The organism is Paenibacillus sp. MB22_1 (genome assembly GCF_047200555.1).
In the GTDB taxonomy this organism is placed as follows: domain Bacteria; phylum Bacillota; class Bacilli; order Paenibacillales; family Paenibacillaceae; genus Fontibacillus; species Fontibacillus phoenicis.
This window is the reverse complement of the sequence record NZ_JBLADV010000002.1, coordinates 2,075,989-2,097,887: the sequence shown is the minus strand read 5'-3', so window position 1 is coordinate 2,097,887 and position 21,899 is coordinate 2,075,989. Positions and strand designations below refer to the sequence as shown.

Here is a 21,899-nt window from a genome sequence, read left to right as displayed (position 1 = left end):
AGGATGTCTGCGTCTGCCCCAAAAGAATCTATTAAACCTAGAGTGCCGAGACCCGTCGTTCCCCAGCGGTCGAGACGACCCCGACGATCGGATGACCTAACGCCTCCAAGAGCGGACGCAGTGGAATCCATAATGCTTGTGCCTTGCGGTCAAACGTCACTTCCCATTCCGCATTCGTCCCGTCTTGGCGTACGGCGGTCAGCACTCCGCGCCGTGTATCCGCTACGATGTAGGCGTCCCCCCAGTTGATGAAGGCGCTTTGCGTCGCCTCGCTCCAATAGACCTCAGCTCCCAGCCGCTCCATCACCATACGGACAGGAGCCACATACTGGCCGTCACGCAGCTCGTATTCCCCCGGCGCAAGGCGCGTTTGCAAGCCGCCGGCCTCCACGGTGAGCGGCAGCTCCGGTTCAAACAAAGCCGCATTCGGAACGACGTTGGACGCGATCCATTCGGCGGAAGGCGCTGGACGGTTCTTTTTCTTGCCTACCTGAGGATCCAGCGAAAATTGAACGGGCTTTTGCTCCGCAGATAATGTACGAAACTCGTAACCTAGTTTTTTATAGTAATGAATAATTTCCGGCAGCGCCTTGACGGTCTGCTCATGCCCGCCTCCATCATGCATCAACACAATCACTTGGTCCTGCAGCTTCGCGTTCTTGACGTTGGCTACAATCTCATTTGCCGGAACGCCTTTGCGCTTGGAATCGCCGCTGTCCACATTCCAGTCGAACACTTTATACCCACCCTGCTCCAGCAGGTTGAAATACGTCTTGTCAAAATGACCGTACGTCCCGCCCGGCGCGCGAACCAACGCCGTACGTGTTCCCGTGATCTCCCGCAGCACCTCTTCCGTTGCCTTGATCTGCTTCCAGAATTGGCCGAAGCTGTCGTACAACGCGTCGTAATCATGGTTATACGTATGATTCCCGAGGGCATGGCCGCCGTCGACGATTCGCCGGATCTTCTCTGGATAACGTTTGGCCTGCTCGCCAAGCACGAAAAAGGTAGCGGTCACCTCTTCTTCCCGCAAAATCTCCAGTACTTGATCCGTATGCGGGCTAGGTCCGTCATCAAACGTCAAATAAACGGTCTTGCCTTGCACTTCCTTTTGGTTTTCTTGCAGCGTCTCCGCCTTCTTCGTCTGAGACGCTGCCAAAGCCGCCGATGCGCCAGCCGAGCCTATGGCCGACGTATGGACGGGTTCCAACTTCTGGGGTGCAGGTGCAGCGAAATTCACTTTATGCGTCGCGGTTCCCCCCGCGGCTTGTTCTTTCATGGCCAGGGCTTTGACTTCGGGCAAGCCCTTGTGCTGGAAGCCGAGCGGCGTGCAGATCGCAGCGATCAGCACCAACGTAAGCAGCAGCATACGAACCAGCATTCGTCCGGAAATCTTTTTTTGTTTCATCGACTTTCTACCTCCGCGTTAGGATCAAATTCTTTTCTATGAATCCTTTGGCTTTCTGGTAGATTGTATGAAGGTAGAAACGCAAATAGACTTCCGGATTTACCGTTAACCGCAAAAAAATCGCCCCTCGTCACTTAGACAAGAGGCGACCGGCACATGGCCTTAGACTCCCCGTTTACTTACTCGTCTCCCGCAGTGCCTCCAGCACCTCCTCGGCATGCCCTTTCACTCGAACCCCGCGCCATTCGCGAAGCAGTTTGCCCTCCTCATCGATCAGGAACGTCGAACGGACGATGCCTTCGTATTCGCGGCCGTACATTTTTTTCAGCTGCCATACGCCAAACATCCGGCATACCTCATGAGACTCGTCCGATAATAGCGGAAAATTCAGCCCCTGCTTCATGGCGAACCTTGCGTGAGATTTCACCGAATCCCCGCTGATGCCAAGCACCACTGCCCCGTATTCGCCGTACGCCTGGGCAAGGTCGCGGAAATCACAAGCCTCCTGGGTACAAGCTGGGGTAGAGTCTTTGGGATAAAAATAAAGAACGACCTTCCGGCCGCGAAATTGCGATAATGAGATTTCCTCCCCGTTGGCTGCGGGCAATTGAAAATCCGGAACGTGCTGACCGATTTGCACTTGTTGCGTTTGTTCCGACATGCTCCTTCCTCCTCTGGCCTCTCCAACCCTGAAATTGATTGTATTTACAAAAAAAATTATAATGGAAAGACATGTAGTATATCTATAATAGAAACCGAATTTATCGCATGACTTGAAAGGAACGAACCCAATGACGAAACGCACAAAACGGGCGATTCTCTGGTCTGTGATCGGAGTGGTTGTCGCTCTCGCTGCCTTTGCAGCCTACTATTTTACGGCCCTCTATAACCAAGTGGACAATTTTCAAAAAGAAGGAGAACAGTCTCCTTTCTATAACGTGCAGCCAACCGAAACGAAAGTGCCGGAACCGCCCAAATGGGAAGGCAAGGATCGGGTGAACATTCTGCTGATGGGCGTCGATGCGCGCGGTTTGAAGAAAGGGGAAATCCCCCGCTCGGACACCATGCTGGTCGCTTCCCTCGACCCTGTGAGCAAGAAGGCCTACCTCTTCTCGATTTTGCGTGACACGTACACGAAAATTCCGGAGCACGGTTCGGACCGCATCAACACGGCGATTACGCACGGACCCAATACGGCGATGCAAGCAGTCTCCGACCTGCTGGGCATCCCGATACAATATTATGTGTATACCGACTTTCAAGGATTCATTGAGCTGGTGGATGCGGTCGGCGGGGTTGATTTTTATGTGGAAAAAGATATGCACTACACCAGCAAAGCGGATAACCATGAATACGATATCGATCTGAAAAAAGGACAGCAGCACCTCGACGGCAAAACCGCGCTGCAATACGTCCGCTTCCGGCACGACGCCCTGTCCGACTACACCCGGACCGAGCGGCAGCGTAACTTCCTGAAGGCGGTGGCGGAAAAGTTGAAGTCGACGACTTCAATTATGAAGCTGCCTTCGATTCTGGAGAAAATCAATCCTTACATCGACACGAACTTGTCGGTTCAGGATATGTGGAAGCTGGCTACCGTCGGGTATGACACAGAAATGGTCGCCAGCGAACAAATTCCGCCGATGGAACTGCTGGTTGAGAAAACCGTTGGCGGCTCGTCCGTCCTTGGCGTTCGCAGCGAAGATGAATTAAAGCAATACGTGCAGGACGTATTTAACAAAGCTGAGGAAAGCGGGACGGGCAGCGGCAGCGATGCTGACGGTGCCGAGGACAACGGCGGCAGCAACGACGACAGCGGCAGCTCGGGCCGTACCGGGGCGAACGCAGGCAGCAGCGGCGTGAACCTGGAGGCGGCCAGCCCTTGAGGCTGAGAGCCTTTTGGGGCGGAGGGCCCTAAGCCTGAGGTTAGCGAAGTCCTTGCCTGCTTAGGCGGCGGGCGGGAGTCCGTGAGATCGGAGGGCGTCTCTCGAGGCAGGCTCGGCCCTGTGGCCAGGCCTTAATCGAGAGGCGGCCTCCTCTCTTTTGGCCGGATAACCGCCATTTGGGCGCAAGTAACTGTATTTAGTTGCACCACTCCTGTCCTTTAGGGGCACCGGTAACTGCCTTGGATGGTACTACTGCTGTCTTATGGTGGCGACAGTAACTGCCTTTGCTAGCCCCCACTCTTACTGCCTAGTTCGGCATTACGAACTGCCTTTTTTTGATCGCCGCCTACCGTGAATCCGCGCTATTGGGCCTGTCAGCTGTAAAAGTGCAGTTCATATTGCCCAAAACCGCTCTTTTTCAGCATTCAAATGTAAAAATGCAGTTCATTTCTGCTGACAGGTCGCTTTTGAGGGCATATCGTGATGTCTGAGATGTACTTTTGCAGTTGATCGCGCGTAAGAGTCGGTTTTTCGGACAAATCAAATGTACTTTTGCAGTTAAATCGTAAGCTGGCTGGCACAATAACGAGCTCATTCCAGTAATTTAATTCAGAAAGGAAGATAGAGATGAATCGATCACAATCCGAACGATTGTATGAAGAAGCGTTGCAACATATTGTAGGCGGCGTCAACAGCCCCTCCCGCTCGTTTAAGGCGGTTGGCGGCGGGGCGCCTGTTTTTATGAAAAAAGCCCAGGGCGCCTACTTTTGGGACGTGGACGGCAATCGCTACGTTGATTATTTGGCGGCTTACGGGCCGATCATTACCGGACATGCCCACCCGCATGTCACGAAGGCCATCCAAGAAGCAGCCGCAAACGGCACGTTGTACGGGACCCCTACCGAACTGGAGATCCGCTTGGCCCGTATGCTCAAAGAAGCGATCCCTTCGATGGACAAGGTGCGCTTCGTGAACTCCGGCACGGAAGCGGTCATGACGACGATCCGTGTCGCGCGCGCGTATACGAAGCGCAACAAAATCATCAAATTTGCCGGGTGTTACCACGGCCATTCCGATCTCGTGCTCGTGGCCGCCGGCTCCGGCCCGTCCACGCTGGGCATCCCTGATAGCGCCGGCATCCCGACCAGCATCGCGCACGAGGTGATCACCGTACCGTTTAACGATGCTTCGGCGCTGAAAGATGCGCTCGACAAGTGGGGCGACGACGTCGCCGCCGTCATGGTCGAGCCGATCGTCGGGAACTTCGGCATGGTGATGCCGAAGCCCGGGTTCTTGGAAGAGCTTTGCCGGCTCGCACGGCAGTACGGCGCCCTCGTCATTTACGACGAGGTCATTACGGCCTTCCGCTTCCACTACGGCTCGGCGCAAACCTACGCCGGCCTCTCCAACCACGAAGCGATCCGGCCGGACCTGACCGCCCTCGGCAAAATCATCGGCGGCGGGCTGCCGATCGGCGCGTACGGCGGCAGCAAAGAGATCATGGAGCAGGTGGCACCGCTGGGTCCGGCCTATCAGGCCGGAACGATGGCGGGCAACCCTGCTTCTATCTCCGCCGGCATCGCCTGCCTTGAGGTGTTGCAAGGCGCTGGGGTCTACGAAGAGATGGACCGCCTCGCCGTGAAGCTGACCGACGGGCTGGCTGACTCGGCCCGCCGCCATGGAGTGCCGCTGACCATCAACCGAATCCGCGGCTCGTTCTCGACGCATTTCTGTGACCATCCGGTCACGAACTATGCGGAGGCGCAAGACACCGACAGCGAAGCGTTCGCTGCCTTTTTCCGCGCCATGCTGAACCGTGGGGTCAACCTCGCCCCGTCGAAGTTCGAAGCTTGGTTCCTGACAACGGCGCATACGGAAGCCGACATCGACTTTACGCTGGAAGCCGCTGAAGCGGCGTTTAAGGAAATCGCTCGCTAACCAATCAAGTCTGCCTGGTTCGTTTGTGAACCGGCAGACTTTTTTTGATGGGAAGAGATCGTGTTTTCGTCCCATTTACGATTCTCCGCGAACGTTCTATACTACAAGAAGCCTATCAACCAAAGGATGTCGTGACCATGCTGCAAACGCTAAACCGACAACTGAACAAATTAATGCCATTAATTACCCCTACTGGCATATTGATCGGCGTCCTTTGCGGGAGTCGTCTAGCCTCCTATACCTACCTGTCTCCATGGCTGTTTGCCTTCATGACCTTTGCCGGGAGCATTAGTCTCAGCTTCAAAGATTTCCTGAACGTGCTCAAAAAACCGCTCCCCCTGGTACTCTGCCTGTTTATCCTCCACCTGGCGATGCCGCTGGTGGCGATGGGAATGGGGCATTTGGCGTTCCCCGGGGATTTTTATACGATAACCGGCTTTATTCTCGCCGCAGCAATTCCAACCGGAGTCAGCAGCTTTGTCTGGGTCAGCATCTACAAGGGCAACATTGCCTTGACGCTGTCGATCATCCTGATCGATACGCTGCTGGCCCCCTTTGTCGTTCCCGGCATTCTGGCGTTGCTGGTGGGCACCAGCGTTCGGCTTGATGCTGTGTCGATGATGACCAGCCTGTTCTGGATGATCGTTGTCCCATCACTGGTGGGCATGCTGTTGAACCAGTGGACCCAAGGCAAAGTGATCACCACCTGGGGGCCTTGGTTGAACCCGTTCTCGAAGCTTGCCATGGCTTCGGTCGTGGCGATTAACGGCGCGGTGGTCGCCCCTTACCTGACCGATTTCAGCCCGCGGTTGCTGGGGCTCGCCGCCATCATCGTTCTGCTCGCGGCCATCGGCTACGCGCTTGGCTTCGGCTTGTCCCGGCTGATCGGCCTAAACGAAGCCGACAAAGTCGCGCTGGTCTTCAACGGCGGCATGCGCAACATCAGCGCCGGCGCCGTGCTGGCCGTCACTTACTTCCCCGCCCCGGTGGCCGTGCCGGTCGTGTTGGGCATGGTGTTCCAGCAAGTAATGGCCTCCCTCGTTGGCCTCGTACTCGGCCGACAAGCCCGCGCGCACCAGTCGACGGACAAAACGGCAACGTCGGCGTGATTTAGATTTAGAGAGCTCGGCAGGGCGCGCCGTCCCTCTCCGCTCCAGTCCCTTCTAACGGAACCAGATGACCTTATTCGCTCATTTCCCGGCCATTTCCCATCCTAACGGAACCAGATGACGCTATTGGGCTGAAATCCGTGCTGAACTCCACTCCAGACCGCAAATAACGTCTCTCCGGTCCGTTAGATTTCAACACGCGCCGAAAACCGCAAAATAAGGTCTCTCAGGTCCGTTAGCGGCCTACGCCTGGCATTAGCACTAGCCTCCTCCGCCACCATCGTCACTCTCCAATCGTACTCCCTACCTCCACCACTCCCGCCCCCTCCAACGCAAAAAAAGCCTCCCCCGGTCAACCTGACCCAAGGGGAGACTCCCTGCCAACTCACGAATTATTGCGCTTGAATTTTATCAAAGAAATTCTCTTGCACGTACTTCGCAGCGATATCCAGCTGCTGCTTGGAGTCCGTGCCCTTCTTCGAGAACGATTCCTGGACGACGTTGGACATCGTGGCGTAGTAGTCCTGCGTGCCGAATTGCGCTTCCGGCTTGCCTTCCAGCAGGCCGAAGAGCTGCGGATCGTATTTGTACACGTTGTCGTATTTTTCGTAAATGGCTTTCACTTTGCTGGCATACTCGGAATCTTCGCTGAAATACTCCAGCGGTGTCGGCACATAATACTTGCCTTCCGCTTTGCGGGCTTGAATCGTATCTTCAACGGCTTTCAAGGCATCGTCGGTGAAGTAATCAAACGTAATATAACGGAACGCCATTTCTTGTTCGTCTTTCGTCGCATTCGGGTTAATGACGAGGTAGTTGCCGCCGAGCACCCCGTAATGCTTGCCGCCTTTCTCGGCTGCAGGCATCGGATAAGCGACCACATCCTCCGGCTTCATACCGCCTTCATTCAGCGCGGCTTGAATGACGTCAAATGCACCGGCGATGACCATCGCTGTCCGTCCTTGTTGGAAGGAGCTGACGGCATCGCCCCAGCCCAACGCCCAGTCTTGCGGGATGGCGTTAGCTTCCCATCTCAGCTTCTTGTAGAAGTCCAGCGCCTTCACCCCAGCCTCGGAGTTGAACACGGCAGTCACTTTGCCGTTTTCGTTCTTTTGAATGTCGCCGCCGGCTTCAAACAGGAAGTTGGTCCAGTTCCAGCCTGCTTCGTTCCCTTTTCCCATCGGAGCGATCCCCGAAATCCCTTTCTTCGGATCGGCAACGCCTTTGGCGACATTGTACATATCATCCCAAGTCCAGTCGAACGGAGGAGCAGCAATGCCCTTTTCGTCCAACAGCTTCTTATTCACTACTGTCGAAGTGACGTAACCGTTTTGAGTGATCCCGTACACTCGGCCGTCTACGATAAATTGATTTTGCAGCACCGGGTTAATTTCGTCCTTATACTCCCAGTTGTTCCACAGATCAGTGATGTCAGCAACCCAGCCGCGTTCCACCAGGAATTGAGCTTCTGTGGCCCACGTATTGTAGAAGGTTGGCGCTTCGTTGGAAGCCATTTTTACGCCAATCTCATTGACGCTGTATTGCCAGTCGTCCTTCACGATTGTGACGTTAGGATACTTAGCTTGGAAGCGGGCGATTTTATCGTCCTCCTGTTGGCGAAGCGTCGTTTCGTCCGGCAACGGGTAGTGGATCTTGATCGTGACCTTGCGCTGCGTGATATCATCGGCTTCACCCGACGAAGCATCCGCATTGCCTCCTCCGTTATTGCTCGTAGCTGCCGTGTTTCCGCCGCTGTTACCGCCGTTATTTTGGGCTTCCTTGTTCCCGCCTCCGCCGCAGGCCGCGAGCAGCGAACCAAGCAACATCAGACACATCAACACTGCTGAAAACTTGCGCATTGAAACTCCCCTTTTCATAAGTTAGGTAATCTTGCATTTTTATCATAAAAGAGAAACATTTAGCATTCGATGTGTGATCTTATGACTTTCGTGTGCAGGCCTACGATTCTGTAAACGCTGCCACCCATCCGCCTATCCCTTAACTGCAGACAAGCTCACGCTGCGCATGATAAACTTCTGGAACCCCAGGAACACGAAGATCGGCGGAATCATCACCATAAACAAAATACTGAACTTAATGCTGCTATCCATGTTCCGCGCGTTAATTACATATTTGTAGATCGCGGTCGCCAGCGTATATTTGTCTTCCGTGTGCATTACCAGCGATGGCCAGAACCAGTCATTCCACGCCGTGGAGAAAATAAAGATCGCCAGCGTCGCGAAGATCGGCACGGACAGCGGCACCGCAATCCGCAAGTAACTGGTCCACTCCGAAGCTCCGTCAATCCGGGCCGCTTCGAAGATCTCCGGGTGGATGCCGTCGAAGAAATTTTTCATCAGCAGAAAATAATACGCGTTCGCTCCCGCCGGCAGCCAGAACGCCCAATAGGTGTTCAGCAGCCCCAGCTCCTTCAGGTTGACGAAGTTCGGGATCATATAACTGGAGGCCGGGATAAACAACGTCAGCAGGATAAAAAAGTAGATCGCCCGGCTATACGGCACCCGGATCCGTGAAATGCTGAACGAAGCGAGACCCAGCACCAAAATGGTCATCAGCAGGTTGCCGCCGAAGATAAGCAGAGTATTTTTCAAAAACATCGGCAAATCGATGTAATTCCAGGCTTTCGGGAAATTGTCCCAATGCCATTCCTGCGGAAAAAATCGCGGCGGAAACGAGTTGACCTCCTGGTTGCTCTTCAGCCCGTTAAACATCGTCATCGCGATCGGATACAGCATCGTAAACGTCATCACCGCGATGCACAAGACCATAAATCCGTATACCACTTTATTCAGCGGCTTCTGCAGATCGGAGGGCGACAGGATGCCTCTTTCTTTCATATCAGTACTCCTCCTTGTTCAGCTTGTATTGCAACACGCCCAGCACGCTTAGCACGATGAACATCAGAACACCCAGCGCGGTCCCGGCCCCGTAATCGAGCTGGGTAAAGGCGTATTTGACTGTCAGGAGGGCGTAAGTTAACGTCGCCTTGTTTGGCCCGCCGTCCAGCAAAGCTAACTGCGATTGGTACGCCTGGGAAGTGCCGATCAGCTGTAAAATCAGCATCAACACGATCAGGTTCCGCATCGATGGCAGCGTGATGTATTTGATCCGGGCCCAGACGCCGGCTCCATCGATTTCCGCCGCTTCGTACCAGTCCCGCGGAATGCTCAGCACTCCGGCCAGGTAAATCAGCATCGCTGAACCAAACTGCTGCCACGTCTCCATAAAGACGATCGAGACCATCGACCACCTGCCGTCGGAAATAAAGGACACCGGATCGGCTCCAAACCATCCGAGCAAGGCGTTGATCGGCCCCACCGGATCGTACATCCAGCGCCACATCCCATAGAGGACGACGCCCGGCACGACAAACGGCAGGTACGCGGCAATCCGCGCAAATCCCTGGAACCAGCGCAGCTCGGAAATGGCGATTGACGCCGCGATCGGCACCCAAAAGCCGATAACCAAGCAGAGGAGCATATAATACAAGGTGTTGCGAACCGACAGAAGTACGTCTGGGTTATGAAACACCTTTACGTAATTGTCGAATCCGACAAATGTGTTGCCTTTGACGAAATCGATATTGTAGAAGCTGTAAACCATCCCTTTGATGATCGGGACCCACAAGAACACGATAAAGATGGCAATCGCCGGTACCAGAAAAAGATACCCCCACATGTACTGCTTCCAGTTCGACCCCCGCCGCGGCTTCCGCGAAGCGGAGGCGGATGCTTTAACCGTGCTCTGCTGCATGTTCCCCGGTGAAATCACGGGTTCCCCCATCGTTCTCCCTCTTTTCTACGTAATGTCTCTTTTCATTTTAGAAAAGGGGCTCCCCCGCGAACATGTCTAAAACTATGTGAACTATAGTCGTTCTTACTTCATCTTTATTTCTTCAGCTCGGTAGGACTGACGCCAAAGTATTTCTTAAATATCTTGCTAAAATGCTCCGGCGACTCATATCCCACGCGTTCGGCGATCTCGTAACGGCGCAGATCCGTGTTCAGAATCAGCGCTTTGCTCTCTTCCATCCGCAGCTTAATCACGTATTCCCAGAGGTTGTAGCCGGTATTTTTCTTGAACAAGTAGCTCAAGTAATTGGGGCTGACATGATTGTTGCGGGCCACCTCGTGGATGGTCAGCCCCTTCTGCCGGTAATTCTCCTCGATATACTTCTTGGCGCTCTCCACGATCCGGTTATTCTGCTTCGTCAGCTCCTCCGTGGAAGGATCCTGGGTATAGTTGTGCCAGTTAAAATCGCCATAATAAAACACATGGTGATCCCCGTGTTCTCCTCCCCACAGCATCGCTTTGTCCGCCTGACGGCTTAGCAAGCTCAGAAACCCCGTACCTTTGAGAATCTGGCTGATCCCCACCGTGCACCGCAAGCCAAGGTATTTATGGATGTGATGATGCAGGCTGCGGCCTAGCATTTCGAGCTGGTTGATTTTATTGAGATTGGGTTCGGCGTACTCCGTTTCATTCCACTGCAAGATGAGGGCGATCTCCAGACTCTGGGTATAAAAAGATGCCGCGCGCCACTCCTGATGCAGCAGCTCGTTCACGATATTCAGCGCCGCGTAGCGGAACAGGCAGGCATCCCGATCCTGGTCCACGGATAGCTGCTTGTCAGCGGGGATGGCCAGCTTGATTTTGATCACGGAAAAATACGGCCCCGTCAGCCCCAATCGCTCAGCTTCCGCAAACCTCTGCTCTTCGTCCCCTTCGGCGGGATCACTTAACAGGCGGTTCAACCGTTCGCCGTATTCCGGAAGCGGCTCCTCCATGCGGAAATGTTCAGCGCCCCGGGACAACAGCTCCTCGCTCTGCGGCATCGGTTTATCCATCTTGAGCAGCGCGTTGCGCACCGAATCCAGGAACTGCTCACTGTTCAGCGGCTTAATCAAATAGTCCTTGGCGCCAAGCCGGATCGCCATCTGGGCGTATTGGAACGTTTCATGCGCGGAGATGATGATCGTCTGTACCCATGGCTTGATCAGCTTCGCCTGCTGCATCAGCTCGATCCCGTTCATTTCTCCCATCTGGATGTCAGTGACGAGCAGATCTACTTCCTCCATTCGGACATAATCCAGCGCTTCGTGCCCGTTATACGCGGTGTAGATCTGGCCGATATCCAGTCCTGAAGCGGTTAAAAGTCCCGATAATCCTTTGCAGATCAACGGTTCGTCGTCGACGACCAATACGTTGTACATCGTGGTTCCCCCTGTTCGTTTTATTCGTTCCGGTTCACGGTGAGCGGCAGGGTAATGGTGACGATGGTTCCGCCTTCAGGGCGGCCCATATATTTCAAACCGTACTCCGGCCCAAAATGCAGCCGAAGCCGCTGATGAATATTGCGGATGCCGTAACCAAACGATGGGCTTGGCGTTTCGTCATTCAGCAGCTTGTCGATGGCGTCGAAGTCGACCGGCTTATACCCGTTGTCGGCGATCCTAATGTATACACAACCCTGCGCTTCGTCCGCTTCGGCGCGAATCATGATTTCGCCATCTTCTCCCATATGTTTAACGCCATGAATGATAGCGTTCTCAATAAGCGGCTGCAGCGTGATTTTTGGAATGATGGTGGAATGCAGTTCCGATGGAATGTCCCAGGTCACGCGGAAACCATACTCATAACGATGCTCCTGCAGCTTGATGTAAGCCGAAGCATGCTCCAGCTCTTCCTCCAGCGTGATCAGCTCCCGGCCGCGGCTCAGGCTGATTTTCATCAGCTTGGACAGCTCCTTGATCATTTCGGCGGAGGCGGTGTTTCCTTCCATCGCGCTTTTCCAATAAATACTCTCCAGCGTGTTGTACAGCAAATGCGGGTTAATCTGCTGATACAAAATTTGCAGCTGGGCTTCCTTCTGCTTGATGTCCATCTGATATTTATAATGAATCAGTCCATTGAGGCGGCGAGCCATCTCGTAGATTGTAGAAATGAGCACGCTGACCTCGTCGTTTCTTTCCCGGTACGGCGTCTCCGGCACCACATTGCCCGGCTCGTAACGGCGGACGAAATAAACCAATTTTTGAATCGGGGTCATCAGCGACCGCCAGAAATATAAGATTAACACCAGCCCCACCACAAAATAAGCGATGGAAATGAGCTGAATAATCCGTTTGATTTCGTTTTGCTGTTGCAGCATGGCCTTGATGGGCACTTTGTACACCAGCTTTTGCTGCAGAACGTAATTATAATTAATCACATAGATGAAATCCTCGGTGATGAGATCCTTCACCCCGATCAGCGAATCGCCTAAATCCGCCTCTGGCGGTAAATCCAATATCGAACCAGTTGGCGTTGGCGTCAGGCTTGGTGTGGAGGTCAGAATCCGGTTGTTCCAATCGGTAAAATACAGCTCACCCTCCGGAATGGAGACGGTTTGCAGCGATTCGCCGATGCGCCCGTCAACATTGGACACAACCAGTACGCCGATCGTACCGTTTTTGTAAATGCTGTTGATCGCCCGAATATAAGCGAGCGTTTTTTGATTTGGCAGGCCTTGGCCGGAGGGAGACAGGTGCTCAATGAGGCGCAGGTAACCGTTTCCTTTTTGCGCGACGGCTTCATCAAACCATTCCGGCTTCTCGTTCTCGAGAAAAAAATAGACGCCCGCCTTTCGCGCATCCGGATAATATGGGGCAAAGAAATACGCGTTGTCCGGATCGTAGACGTATAGCGAATAATACACCGGCTCCCGCTGATCGGTTTCCTGCGAGTAATTGAGCAGCAGGTTCTCCAGCCTCTCGTAGTTTTTGACCCGATCCAGGACGGTCTCTGAGCTTTCACCGCTGGGGTTCAGCTGCTGGAGCAGCGGATGCTGGAATACGGTTGACGTAACCTTGTTAATCGCCTCGATATCCCGGGTAATGAGCCGGAAATTCTGCTTATTCAGCTCGATATAGGCGTTGGTGACATTTCGCTTCAATACTTGATCCGCTTTATAGTTGCCGTAGGCGTTCAGAATAAATAACGGAATGACCATCACAATAAAGAGGAGGATCATCTGCTGTTTAACGTTCAAATTGGCTAGCGGGTTCTTGAGTTTTAGCTTCAATGGTGTTGCACCTCCGGCAATTTAACTATAGCAATTCTAAAAACCGGCAAGTATGCGCGTTTCTACGAAGATCGTGGCGGTTCCTCCTGTTCTCGCGGATGGCGGGCCCCTGCCTAATTCTTAGTGTAGGGGATTTTGAGTTTCTTGCCAGTTAAAAAAACAAAAAGTCCCTCGGAAGTTTCCGAGGGACTTACTTCACTGTCGGGCCAAGCGATCAAACGTGCCCATTACACCAGTTCATGCAGCCCGCTGACGACCCGATCGGCTTCAGCCAGGATGTCTGGGCTGCCGATGCCGACGACGCGGCAGCCTGCGGCTTTGCCCGCCTGCACGCCCGCCTCTGCGTCCTCAAACACGACGCATTCAGACGGCGGCAACGCCAGCGCCGAGCAAGCCGCGAGGAACACCTCCGGGTCCGGCTTCGCCTTGGACACCTTGGTGCCGTCGATCACCGCGTCGAACAGCTCCGCGATGCCCAGCCGGGATAAGATGAACCCGGCGTTTTTGCTCGCCGACCCAAGCGCGACCTTGACGCCCCGCTCGCGCAGCTGCAGCAAATACTCCTTCGCCCCCGGCAAAATTTCCGAAGGCTCCAGCTTGGAAATATACTCGACATATTCGCGGTTCTTCTCTGCCGCCATCCGCTCGCGTTCTTCCTCCGTGGCTTCCACACCGCCCACCTCAAGCAGGATGCGCAGCGATTCCATGCGGCTGACACCTTTCAGCCGCTCATTATCGGCTTCGGTAAACTCGAAACCTAGCCGTCGCGCCAGCGCCCGCCAGGCGAGATAGTGGTATTTGGCTGTATCAACGATCACGCCATCGAGGTCGAAGATCGCACCTTTCATTGTTTCTAACATGATGGATTCTCCTTTAATCTTTCGTTTGCACTCCTAACGGACCGTATCATACGGGGATCCGAACCTCCTGGCCCGGCGCTACCGCCAGCTCTCCTTCTCCTACGGTAAACCGCAGGCCAGCTGGATTATCGCCATGAGCCGTGATGACCACCTCTTCCCGGCTGACACGGATCCGATAAGAGCCGCCGCCTAAGCGTACCGGGAATTCGATCGCCTGCCAGGCTGATGGCAACGCCGGACGAAGCACCGCCTTGTCTCCGTCATACCGTAAGCCGGCAAATCCCAACACCGCCGCCATCCACGCCCCGCCGTTGGCAGCGGGATGCGTGCCGCCGATGTACAAGTCACCGACGTATTGCTTGGCATCGCCGGTTAGGTCAATCGTCGCCGTCCGCATAAAGTAAGGGTAACCCCAGTCCGGTGATCCCGTATCCGCTGCCACCAGTGCATAGATGCAAGCACTGAGGCTCGATCCGTGCTCGGTGCGCGGCTCGTAGTAAGCCCAGTTCGCTTTTTTGATTGCTGGATCGTAATCGTCCTTAAACAGGTGCAGCATCAGCACTACATCGGCTTGCTTGAGGATTTGCGTTGTCGTCGCAAGTCCGTTTCCCCCGCCGAGATATTCGTGGGGATGCAGCATTCGCGATTTCAGTTGCGGCAGCGCAACGTCCTCCAGCGCGTAATAGCGGTCAAACTGCTCAATCAACCCGCTTTGGGCATCCGGCTCTGGAACGTACAACCGTTCATACATGTCGCGAATGTGCTCCGGCTGTATATGGCTGCCTGCCAGCAGCTGCTCATACCGCTCGGAGTTGCCGCGCTTTAGAATCTCCATTGCATCCAAAGCGATGCGCAGACATTCCTTCACCATCCGGTTCGTGAACGCGTTGTTATTCACCCGCTCATGATATTCGTCCGGCCCCGTAACGTCGAGGATTTCGTAACGCTGCTTCCGAGGGTTGAAATACCCATACGAATAAAAGAACTTCGCACACTCCCACGCGACCTCCGCCCCGCCATCCAAAAGCAGACGGTCATCGCCTGTAAACGCGTAAACCTGCCAGATCCCGTACGCCACGTCCGCGCTGATATGCACCTGCTTATCGCGGAAATAGGTTCGCATCGGTCGGCCGGTGAACACGTCATTGACGTTAAACAAGGTGCAGGCATCCTCCCCTGTTTCCTGGCTCTCCCAGGCATAAAATGCGCCTTCATAGCCGTACTCGGCGGCTTTGCGCTTCGCTCCGCCCAGCGTATGCACCCGGTACATCATCAGGTTCCGTGCCACCTCTGGCTGGGTATACAGGAAGAACGGCAGCATAAACATCTCCGTATCCCAGAACACCGCGCCCTTGTATACCTGGCCGGACAACCCGCGAGCCGGAATGGACACTTTCTCCGAGCGTTCCGGTGCAATGATGTGGAGCTGGTACATACTATAGCGCAATGCCAGCTGGGCTTCGTCATCGCCTACAACGATAATGTCGGAGGCGCTCCACTTGCGCTCCCAATATTCGGCGTGCTCGCTCAGCAGCCGATCGTAACCAAGTTGCCGCGCTTCCCGGGCCGACTGGATCGCTGCCGCCTGAACCTGGTTAGCCGTTTCCCCTTCCAGTCCGGCCACCACGGCGACAGCTTTTACGAGCACGACCGGTTCCCCGGCCCGGCAACGCACGTGGATCCGGCGGCGGATGGATAGATCCTCGTGTAAAACTTCATGCTCCCCGCCGCTCGCAACCTCTGCCGCTTCCGCTACGGTAATCGGCAAGCCGAGCTCCTGCGTCGAAGCGGTAAGTGACACGACCTCCCAGGTTGCGTCATCCCCTGCCGCATGCGCTCCGCTCTCCATCCGCACAAGATGCGGGCCATTGATGTCCCAGACGTCGCCATTAATGCCGGTGACGATCGTCAGCTCGCCATCCTGGCTGCTCTCCACGGTGAAGCGGCATACGATCAGCTCCGTGCGCGCCGCACTGCAAAACCGCTCCGAAGTGATCGTGACCTCTGCGCCATCCCCTGTGCGAAAAACCGACCGCCGGCGGTGTACCGCCTGACGCAGGTTCAGCGACTGCTCGTGAGCCACAAGCTCTGGTCTGCTTCGATCGCGCTCTCCGCCTGCACTCTCGCTCTTCACTGCGCTATCCCCTGTGGCCACATTTCCGGCCTCCAACACGCTTAGCCGCGTGCCGTTCCAAAAAACATTCGTCTCCAGCCCGTTAGGGGCATTCACCGGCTCACGCCACTTGCTCCCAACTTGGTCGTACAGGCCGGCGACGATCGTTGCGGTCAGCTCACTTTTGCTGAACTCCTCCAACGTCCCCCGGTAACCAAGAACCCCGTTCCCGATCATAAACTTATTGCCGTGATGTGCGATCCGCTCCGGGTCAAACCCGCTTTCTCTAACGATCCAGCTCATTGAACGACCGCCTTTCGGAGCGGCAACCGAATCCCGGCTTCATCGATGTTGACCAGGTTGCCATACACCAAAATTTCCGCCACGCCGCCGGACATCGCACGGATGCTAACCTGATTCTGGTCCACTTCAACTTGCAGTTTCGTGCCGCGATACGTCACCATAAACCGGTAACTTTCCCACCGTTCAGGGATACTTGGATTCAGCGCAAGCAACTCCCCATCGGACCGCATCCCGCCGAACCCGTACACAATGTTCATCCAAGCTGCCGCAATTGACGTGGTATGCAAGCCTTCCCGCGTATTGCGGTTATAGTTGTCCAGGTCTAACCGGGTCGCAAATTCAAAGAACTTATACGCCTCATCCGAACGTCCGATTTCCGCCGCCAAAATCGAGTGGATCGACGGCGACAGCGACGATTCGTGAATGCAGCGGGGCTCGTAATAATCGTAGTTAGCGCGTTTTTCCTCGAGCGAGTATTCGCTGCTGTACAGGAACATGAACATCAGCACATCCGGCTGCTTAATCATGTCGTAACGGTAGAGTCGATCATACGACCAATGCGAATACAGCGGGAACTCCGTGACCGGAATGGCGTGAATATCCAGATGCGGCAGGTCAAAAAAGCCATCATGCTCTTCAAAAATCCCCGTCCGTTCATCCCGCGGAATTTTCATATGCTGCGCCTTGTTCTGCCAATCCTGCTGTTCTTCCTCCGTCAGGCCAAGCCGGGCTGCCAGCTCGTCATAAGCAGCGGAAGCCTCATTCCGCATCGCTTCCAGCACCTCCAGCGTGTACTCGAACAGCTTCTTGGCCATCAGGTTGATATAACAGTTGTTGTTTACCATCAGCTGGAACTCATCCGGGCCCATGACGCCGAAATAGCCGTATTTACCCGACTGCTGCCCCCACTGACCGCGTGACGCATAAAAACGGCTGATCTGAATCAGCATTTCCGCACCTTTTTCATACAAAAACGACTTATCGCCCGTAATCTTCACATAATGGCGCAACCCGTACGCAACCGCCGTGCCGACATGCAGCTGCAGATTCGAGTGTTGCCACAGATCGCAGCTTTCCGTTCCGTCGATGGTCGCAATCGGATAAAACGCTCCTTCACAGTCCAACTCCTTGGCCCGCTTCAGCGCCTCAGGGAGCGTCCGGTAACGGAACTCAAGCAAGCTCCGCGCTGCCTTCGGATTGTTGAAAATATAAAACGGCAAGCAATACGACTCCGTATCCCAGAAAGCCAGCCCGCGATACGCCTCGCCGGTCAGCCCCTTCGCCCCGATGTTAAAGCCGGGGTTATCCCCATGGTAAGTCTGATACAGCTGAAAAATGCAAAAGCGAATTCCCTGCTGATTCTCCGGATCACCTTCGATGACAATATCCGATTCCACCCATACCTGATCCCAGTATGCCCGCTGGTCAGCCGCCGCCGCATCAAATCCAGCCTGTGTGAGTTGCGCTGTCAGCTCGATCCCTCGCAGCCAAAGGTCATTATCCTGGGTGGAGCGATCTTTATCAGCCACGTTCACCACCAGTTTATCCAGCGTGCTGCGCTTGCCTTGCTCCAGCGTCAAAGTCAGAACCCGGCCGATGTAGCTGTCTTCCTGCACCAACTCGTCCGTAACCGCGTCCGGTGCAACGACATGAAACCCGGAAAACAACCGGTTCCCCGTGTTCACTGTCTCCCCTAGAATTGCTGCGATCGGGGTTCCATCGCTCGCCTCGGCTTCATCTTGCTTCAGTTCCTTCCAGTAACACCGTTGCTGATCCTCATGAATCACCTTCAGGTTCAGGCCGGTTTGTACCTGGATTGAACCAGAGAAATTGAGCGGTGTCAATGTGATTCGCTGTGCCCCGAGATGAGACACCTTCATGCTGACGAAGCGTTCAAATGTGAGCTGAACATCTTTCCCGCTGGCAGTATGCCACACGAACTCCCGAGAATAGATGCCTGTGCGAAAATCCAGCTCCCGCCGAAAGTTGCTGAACCGGCTCACCGCCAGATCCAGCGTTTCCCCATCCAATGTAATCCGCGTATGAAGCCAATCCACCGCGTTCACCATAAAGCGCAGCGATTTAATAATCCCCTTGTAATGAGCCGTCACCGGGCTCTCCTCAAACAGCCCATTGAAATAGCTGCCCAGCAGCGTATCTCCGCTATACCCTTCCTCCGGGTAGCCTCTGACCCCCATATATTCATTCCCCAGTGAAAAAATCGACTCGCTGACCCGGTTACGCCCCGGATCAAAACCTACCTCCACGACCTTCCAGGGGTCGACCTGTAAATATTTGTCCGCGATTTTCGGCATGTTCCGCCATCTCCTTTTATGTGTATCCCTAAAATAAACCTCTCCCACTTAGCTTAGCGGAACGCCCTTTGCGGCCAAATGTCCAGGACTAAGGAGCTTATGTGTGATCATACGGATTTGGCATCCCTTTCATTCACTCCCCCTGACTCATCGGGATAATATCGAGAGAAGCCGGCAGCCATATACATCTGGGGGGCTGGCGCCAGCCGCAACACAAAAAAACCGGAGCGTTCTCCACGCTCCGGCGATTTGTCGGCCAACTATTTTAATATTAAAGTTCGTTGATAAATACCGTCTTCATTTTGCTGCTGTATTGAACATCCAGCCCAAGCCCCTGCACGAGCAAAGCGAGCGGAACATAGGTTTTGTTCTCTTTGCCGACCTTTTGCAGGAAAGCTGGAGTTGCGGTCGTCGCCGGCGTTCCATCTACTTTGATTTGCTTCGCGCCAATCGGGATCACAACCGTCCGGCTGCCATAGGTAACCGTCGCAGTGGAGGTGCGGGAATCCCATTTGCTTTGCGCTCCAATCGCATCAGTGATGTCCTTAATGGCCACAAACGTCTGCCCGTTCTTCAAGATCGGCGGATACGGCGTGTTTAACTCCTTGCCCTTAACCACAACGGATATCGGGGCTCCACCGGTCTTGGCGGTTGTCGTCTGATAGCTGCCCCAAACCGATTCAGCGAAAATCTTGGCGATTTCCTCATATCCGGCTTGGTTCGGATGGATATCCGTGTCGGAGAAAATATGCGTCAGCGAAATTTCCCGCCCCGTAAAAGCCGCTGCTACATGGGCTGCTTTTACCGGCTTCGCATCACCTGCGTGATCAGCAACAATGCCATCCACGATAGCGGTAAACTTACCGGCGAGCTGCTGCAGCTCATCGTAGATCGCTGCGCCGGCCAGCTTCGGCACCGGCTGATATTGGTCCGCAATCACGATTTGCGCCGAAGGATTCAACTCCAGCAAGATGCGGACGATCTCGCGCAGGTTGTCACCATAACGCGTCAACACCTCATCGCCTTGGGCGCGGAGCTGATCGAGCGAGATGTTTTTCACATCAGGAAGCAGTTTCAGCAGGTCGTTCCCGCCGATCGTAATCGTGATCAAATCGGCCTTCTGCAGCTCAGCCTTCGCTTGGGCAATCCCCGCCGCAAAGGAAGCAATACGCGGATCGGGCACGTTCGCTTGAATGTCTGCAGCAGCCGCCGGCACACCCTTCTGGATCGCGGTAACGTAATTTTTTAAGCCTTCGCTGGTCAGACCCAGAATGCCGTAATTGACGGCAGACGTCCGCTCATGAAACAGCCCTTGTTCTCTAAGACGTTCGACGAAGCCGTAGGGGACGCTCTGCTCGGTCATGCCCGGTTCGTACCCGGCTGTAATGGAATCGCCCAGCGCAACGATAAGGTAGTCGTCGACAGCCTCCGCAGCTTGGGCCGGTTTTGCGGCGATGCCGCTGAACAAGATTAGAACGAGGGCAAGCGCTCCCGCCAAAACGAAAGCCTTGTTCATCCGATGATGCTTCAAGCTTTTCAACTCCTTGACTGCGTTATTCCGGTTTTTTCTCCGCGCGCCCGGTCCTTTTCAAATACTCATCATAACGGCCATCGACTTCCTTGGCCATCTTCCGATAATTCAGCGTCTCCTCCACGATCGGGTCCAACGTGGTCTGAATTCGGATTTCGTACTTCGGTGACAATCTTCTGCGTTCCTCCTCACGGCGTTCTTTCTCATTGCCGTATTCCCCTTCCGTCAGCATCTCGCTGAGCTCGCGTTCCAATTCCTTGCTATCGCTCATCCTGGACACTCCTTCCGGTAAATATGGATTAAACATTTGCTGTCGCCAAACTCGTTTTACAGGCCCGTCGCATCGGCAGCCCGGATAACACTCAGCAGCTCGTCATGGATTTTGCCATTGCTGGCAACCAAATGACGTACGCCGATGTGATAAGGGTTACCTGCGGTATCTGTCACTATTCCTCCCGATTCCTTCACGATCAGTGCGCCGGCGGCGACGTCCCAGGCGTTCAGTCCAACCTCATAATATCCGCTTAGCCGACCAGCAGCAACATACGCCAGATGCAAAGCGGCTGAACCCGCGGCGCGCAGGCTGCGCACTTCACCGGACAACGCGTTCAGTCCACGCATGTTTACCGGCAAGGCAAAATCCCGGTCCGGGTTAAACCCTACCGCAACGACGCTGCCGGACAAAGTCGCATCGGCGGACACCTTCGACGGCTGCCCGTGGATGTAGGCGCCTTTGCCTTTCTCCGCCACAAACATCTCGTCGCGTATAGGGTCATAAATCACGCCGATAATGACCTCACCTTTATATGCCAGCGCTATCGATACGCAGAAAAACGGAAATCCGTGCACGAAATTGGTCGTTCCGTCCACCGGGTCGACGATCCACAAATACTCCGACTCGCTCCCCTGCTTCAGCGCTGCAGCAGATGCCGCCGCTCCTGGGGCTACACCTTCTTCGCCAAGGATCTCATGATCTGGAAAATGCGTCAAGATCAGCTTGCGAATCATCGCTTCCGCACCCTTATCCACATCCGTTACCAAATCCTGCGGCGATTGCTTCGTACTCAGATCACGGTAGTCCCCCAGCCGGCTCTTAATCCATTCTCCCGCTTTCGCAGCGCAGTTGATCGCTACGGCCGTCGGACTCTTGCTGCCTACCACATATGGAACTTTCGGATTCGATTCCAATCGATTCACTCTACTTTCATCTTATACTGATAATTTGCTTCCTAAAAACTATACGTCCTTAAATTTGCAAAGTTGCGTCCTTTCGCCTGCCCGCCTTGGAATTCAAACGAAAGCCACTTTACTTTATATGCAAAAAGTCCGTGTCCAATAGCAGGGAATGTGTC

The 21,899-nt window shown here is 54.5% G+C and carries 16 protein-coding genes; 3 read left to right on the top strand and 13 right to left on the bottom strand.

Annotation, left to right across the window (positions count from 1 at the left end):
- Positions 1 to 37: 37 nt before the first annotated feature.
- Both ACL02P_RS21405 and bcp read right to left on the bottom strand, forming a co-directional pair.
- Positions 38 to 1,408, bottom strand: coding sequence for a polysaccharide deacetylase (locus ACL02P_RS21405; RefSeq protein ID WP_323079024.1), 1,371 nt, complete (start codon positions 1,406 to 1,408; stop codon positions 38 to 40).
- 175 nt (positions 1,409 to 1,583) lie between these two features.
- Positions 1,584 to 2,069 (bottom strand): thioredoxin-dependent thiol peroxidase, encoded by a 486-nt coding sequence (bcp, locus tag ACL02P_RS21400; RefSeq protein ID WP_412838042.1) that lies wholly within the window; start codon positions 2,067 to 2,069, stop codon positions 1,584 to 1,586.
- Positions 2,070 to 2,199: 130 nt separating this feature from the next.
- On the opposite strand from bcp, the gene ACL02P_RS21395 reads away from it, so the two are divergent.
- From ACL02P_RS21395 to ACL02P_RS21385, 3 genes are all read left to right on the top strand, one after another.
- The gene (locus ACL02P_RS21395; protein ID WP_323079021.1) at positions 2,200 to 3,294 is read left to right on the top strand and encodes an LCP family protein; all 1,095 of its coding nucleotides are present in this window, start codon (positions 2,200 to 2,202) and stop codon (positions 3,292 to 3,294) included.
- Between the two features lie 627 nt (positions 3,295 to 3,921).
- Entirely contained in the window at positions 3,922 to 5,232 is a 1,311-nt protein-coding gene (locus ACL02P_RS21390; RefSeq protein WP_412838041.1) for a glutamate-1-semialdehyde 2,1-aminomutase, read from the top strand.
- A gap of 137 nt (positions 5,233 to 5,369) precedes the next feature.
- Positions 5,370 to 6,341 carry a bile acid:sodium symporter family protein gene (locus ACL02P_RS21385; RefSeq protein WP_412838272.1) on the top strand — a complete coding sequence of 324 codons (972 nt, stop codon included), beginning with the start codon at positions 5,370 to 5,372 and terminating at the stop codon, positions 6,339 to 6,341.
- Between the two features lie 392 nt (positions 6,342 to 6,733).
- Here ACL02P_RS21385 and ACL02P_RS21380 read toward each other — a convergent pair whose 3' ends face one another.
- The 11 genes from ACL02P_RS21380 to ACL02P_RS21330 all read right to left on the bottom strand — a co-directional run bounded on the left by ACL02P_RS21380 (position 6,734) and on the right by ACL02P_RS21330 (position 21,744).
- Positions 6,734 to 8,200, bottom strand: coding sequence for an ABC transporter substrate-binding protein (locus tag ACL02P_RS21380; RefSeq protein WP_412838040.1), 1,467 nt, complete (start codon positions 8,198 to 8,200; stop codon positions 6,734 to 6,736).
- A gap of 132 nt (positions 8,201 to 8,332) precedes the next feature.
- The gene (locus ACL02P_RS21375) at positions 8,333 to 9,199 is read right to left on the bottom strand and encodes a carbohydrate ABC transporter permease (protein WP_009226949.1); all 867 of its coding nucleotides are present in this window, start codon (positions 9,197 to 9,199) and stop codon (positions 8,333 to 8,335) included.
- A 1-nt stretch (position 9,200) separates the two neighbouring features.
- Positions 9,201 to 10,145 carry a carbohydrate ABC transporter permease gene (locus tag ACL02P_RS21370; RefSeq protein WP_412838039.1) on the bottom strand — a complete coding sequence of 315 codons (945 nt, stop codon included), beginning with the start codon at positions 10,143 to 10,145 and terminating at the stop codon, positions 9,201 to 9,203.
- A 104-nt stretch (positions 10,146 to 10,249) separates the two neighbouring features.
- A complete protein-coding gene (locus ACL02P_RS21365; RefSeq protein ID WP_009226947.1) occupies positions 10,250 to 11,575 on the bottom strand; it encodes a response regulator in 1,326 nt (441 codons plus the stop codon).
- Between the two features lie 20 nt (positions 11,576 to 11,595).
- Entirely contained in the window at positions 11,596 to 13,425 is a 1,830-nt protein-coding gene (locus ACL02P_RS21360; protein WP_412838038.1) for a sensor histidine kinase, read from the bottom strand.
- Between the two features lie 227 nt (positions 13,426 to 13,652).
- Positions 13,653 to 14,285 carry a beta-phosphoglucomutase gene (gene pgmB / locus ACL02P_RS21355; RefSeq protein ID WP_323079012.1) on the bottom strand — a complete coding sequence of 211 codons (633 nt, stop codon included), beginning with the start codon at positions 14,283 to 14,285 and terminating at the stop codon, positions 13,653 to 13,655.
- A 46-nt stretch (positions 14,286 to 14,331) separates the two neighbouring features.
- Positions 14,332 to 16,701 carry a glycosyl hydrolase family 65 protein gene (locus ACL02P_RS21350; protein ID WP_412838037.1) on the bottom strand — a complete coding sequence of 790 codons (2,370 nt, stop codon included), beginning with the start codon at positions 16,699 to 16,701 and terminating at the stop codon, positions 14,332 to 14,334.
- Positions 16,698 to 19,016, bottom strand: coding sequence for a glycoside hydrolase family 65 protein (locus tag ACL02P_RS21345; protein WP_412838036.1), 2,319 nt, complete (start codon positions 19,014 to 19,016; stop codon positions 16,698 to 16,700). Before ACL02P_RS21345 ends, ACL02P_RS21350 begins: the two co-directional genes overlap by 4 nt.
- A gap of 271 nt (positions 19,017 to 19,287) precedes the next feature.
- A complete protein-coding gene (locus ACL02P_RS21340) occupies positions 19,288 to 20,547 on the bottom strand; it encodes a stalk domain-containing protein (protein WP_009226942.1) in 1,260 nt (419 codons plus the stop codon).
- A 22-nt stretch (positions 20,548 to 20,569) separates the two neighbouring features.
- The gene (locus tag ACL02P_RS21335) at positions 20,570 to 20,818 is read right to left on the bottom strand and encodes a hypothetical protein (protein WP_198136241.1); all 249 of its coding nucleotides are present in this window, start codon (positions 20,816 to 20,818) and stop codon (positions 20,570 to 20,572) included.
- Between the two features lie 56 nt (positions 20,819 to 20,874).
- Positions 20,875 to 21,744, bottom strand: a complete 870-nt coding sequence (locus ACL02P_RS21330) for an inositol monophosphatase family protein (protein ID WP_009226940.1) — start codon at positions 21,742 to 21,744, stop codon at positions 20,875 to 20,877.
- Positions 21,745 to 21,899 lie beyond the last annotated feature (155 nt).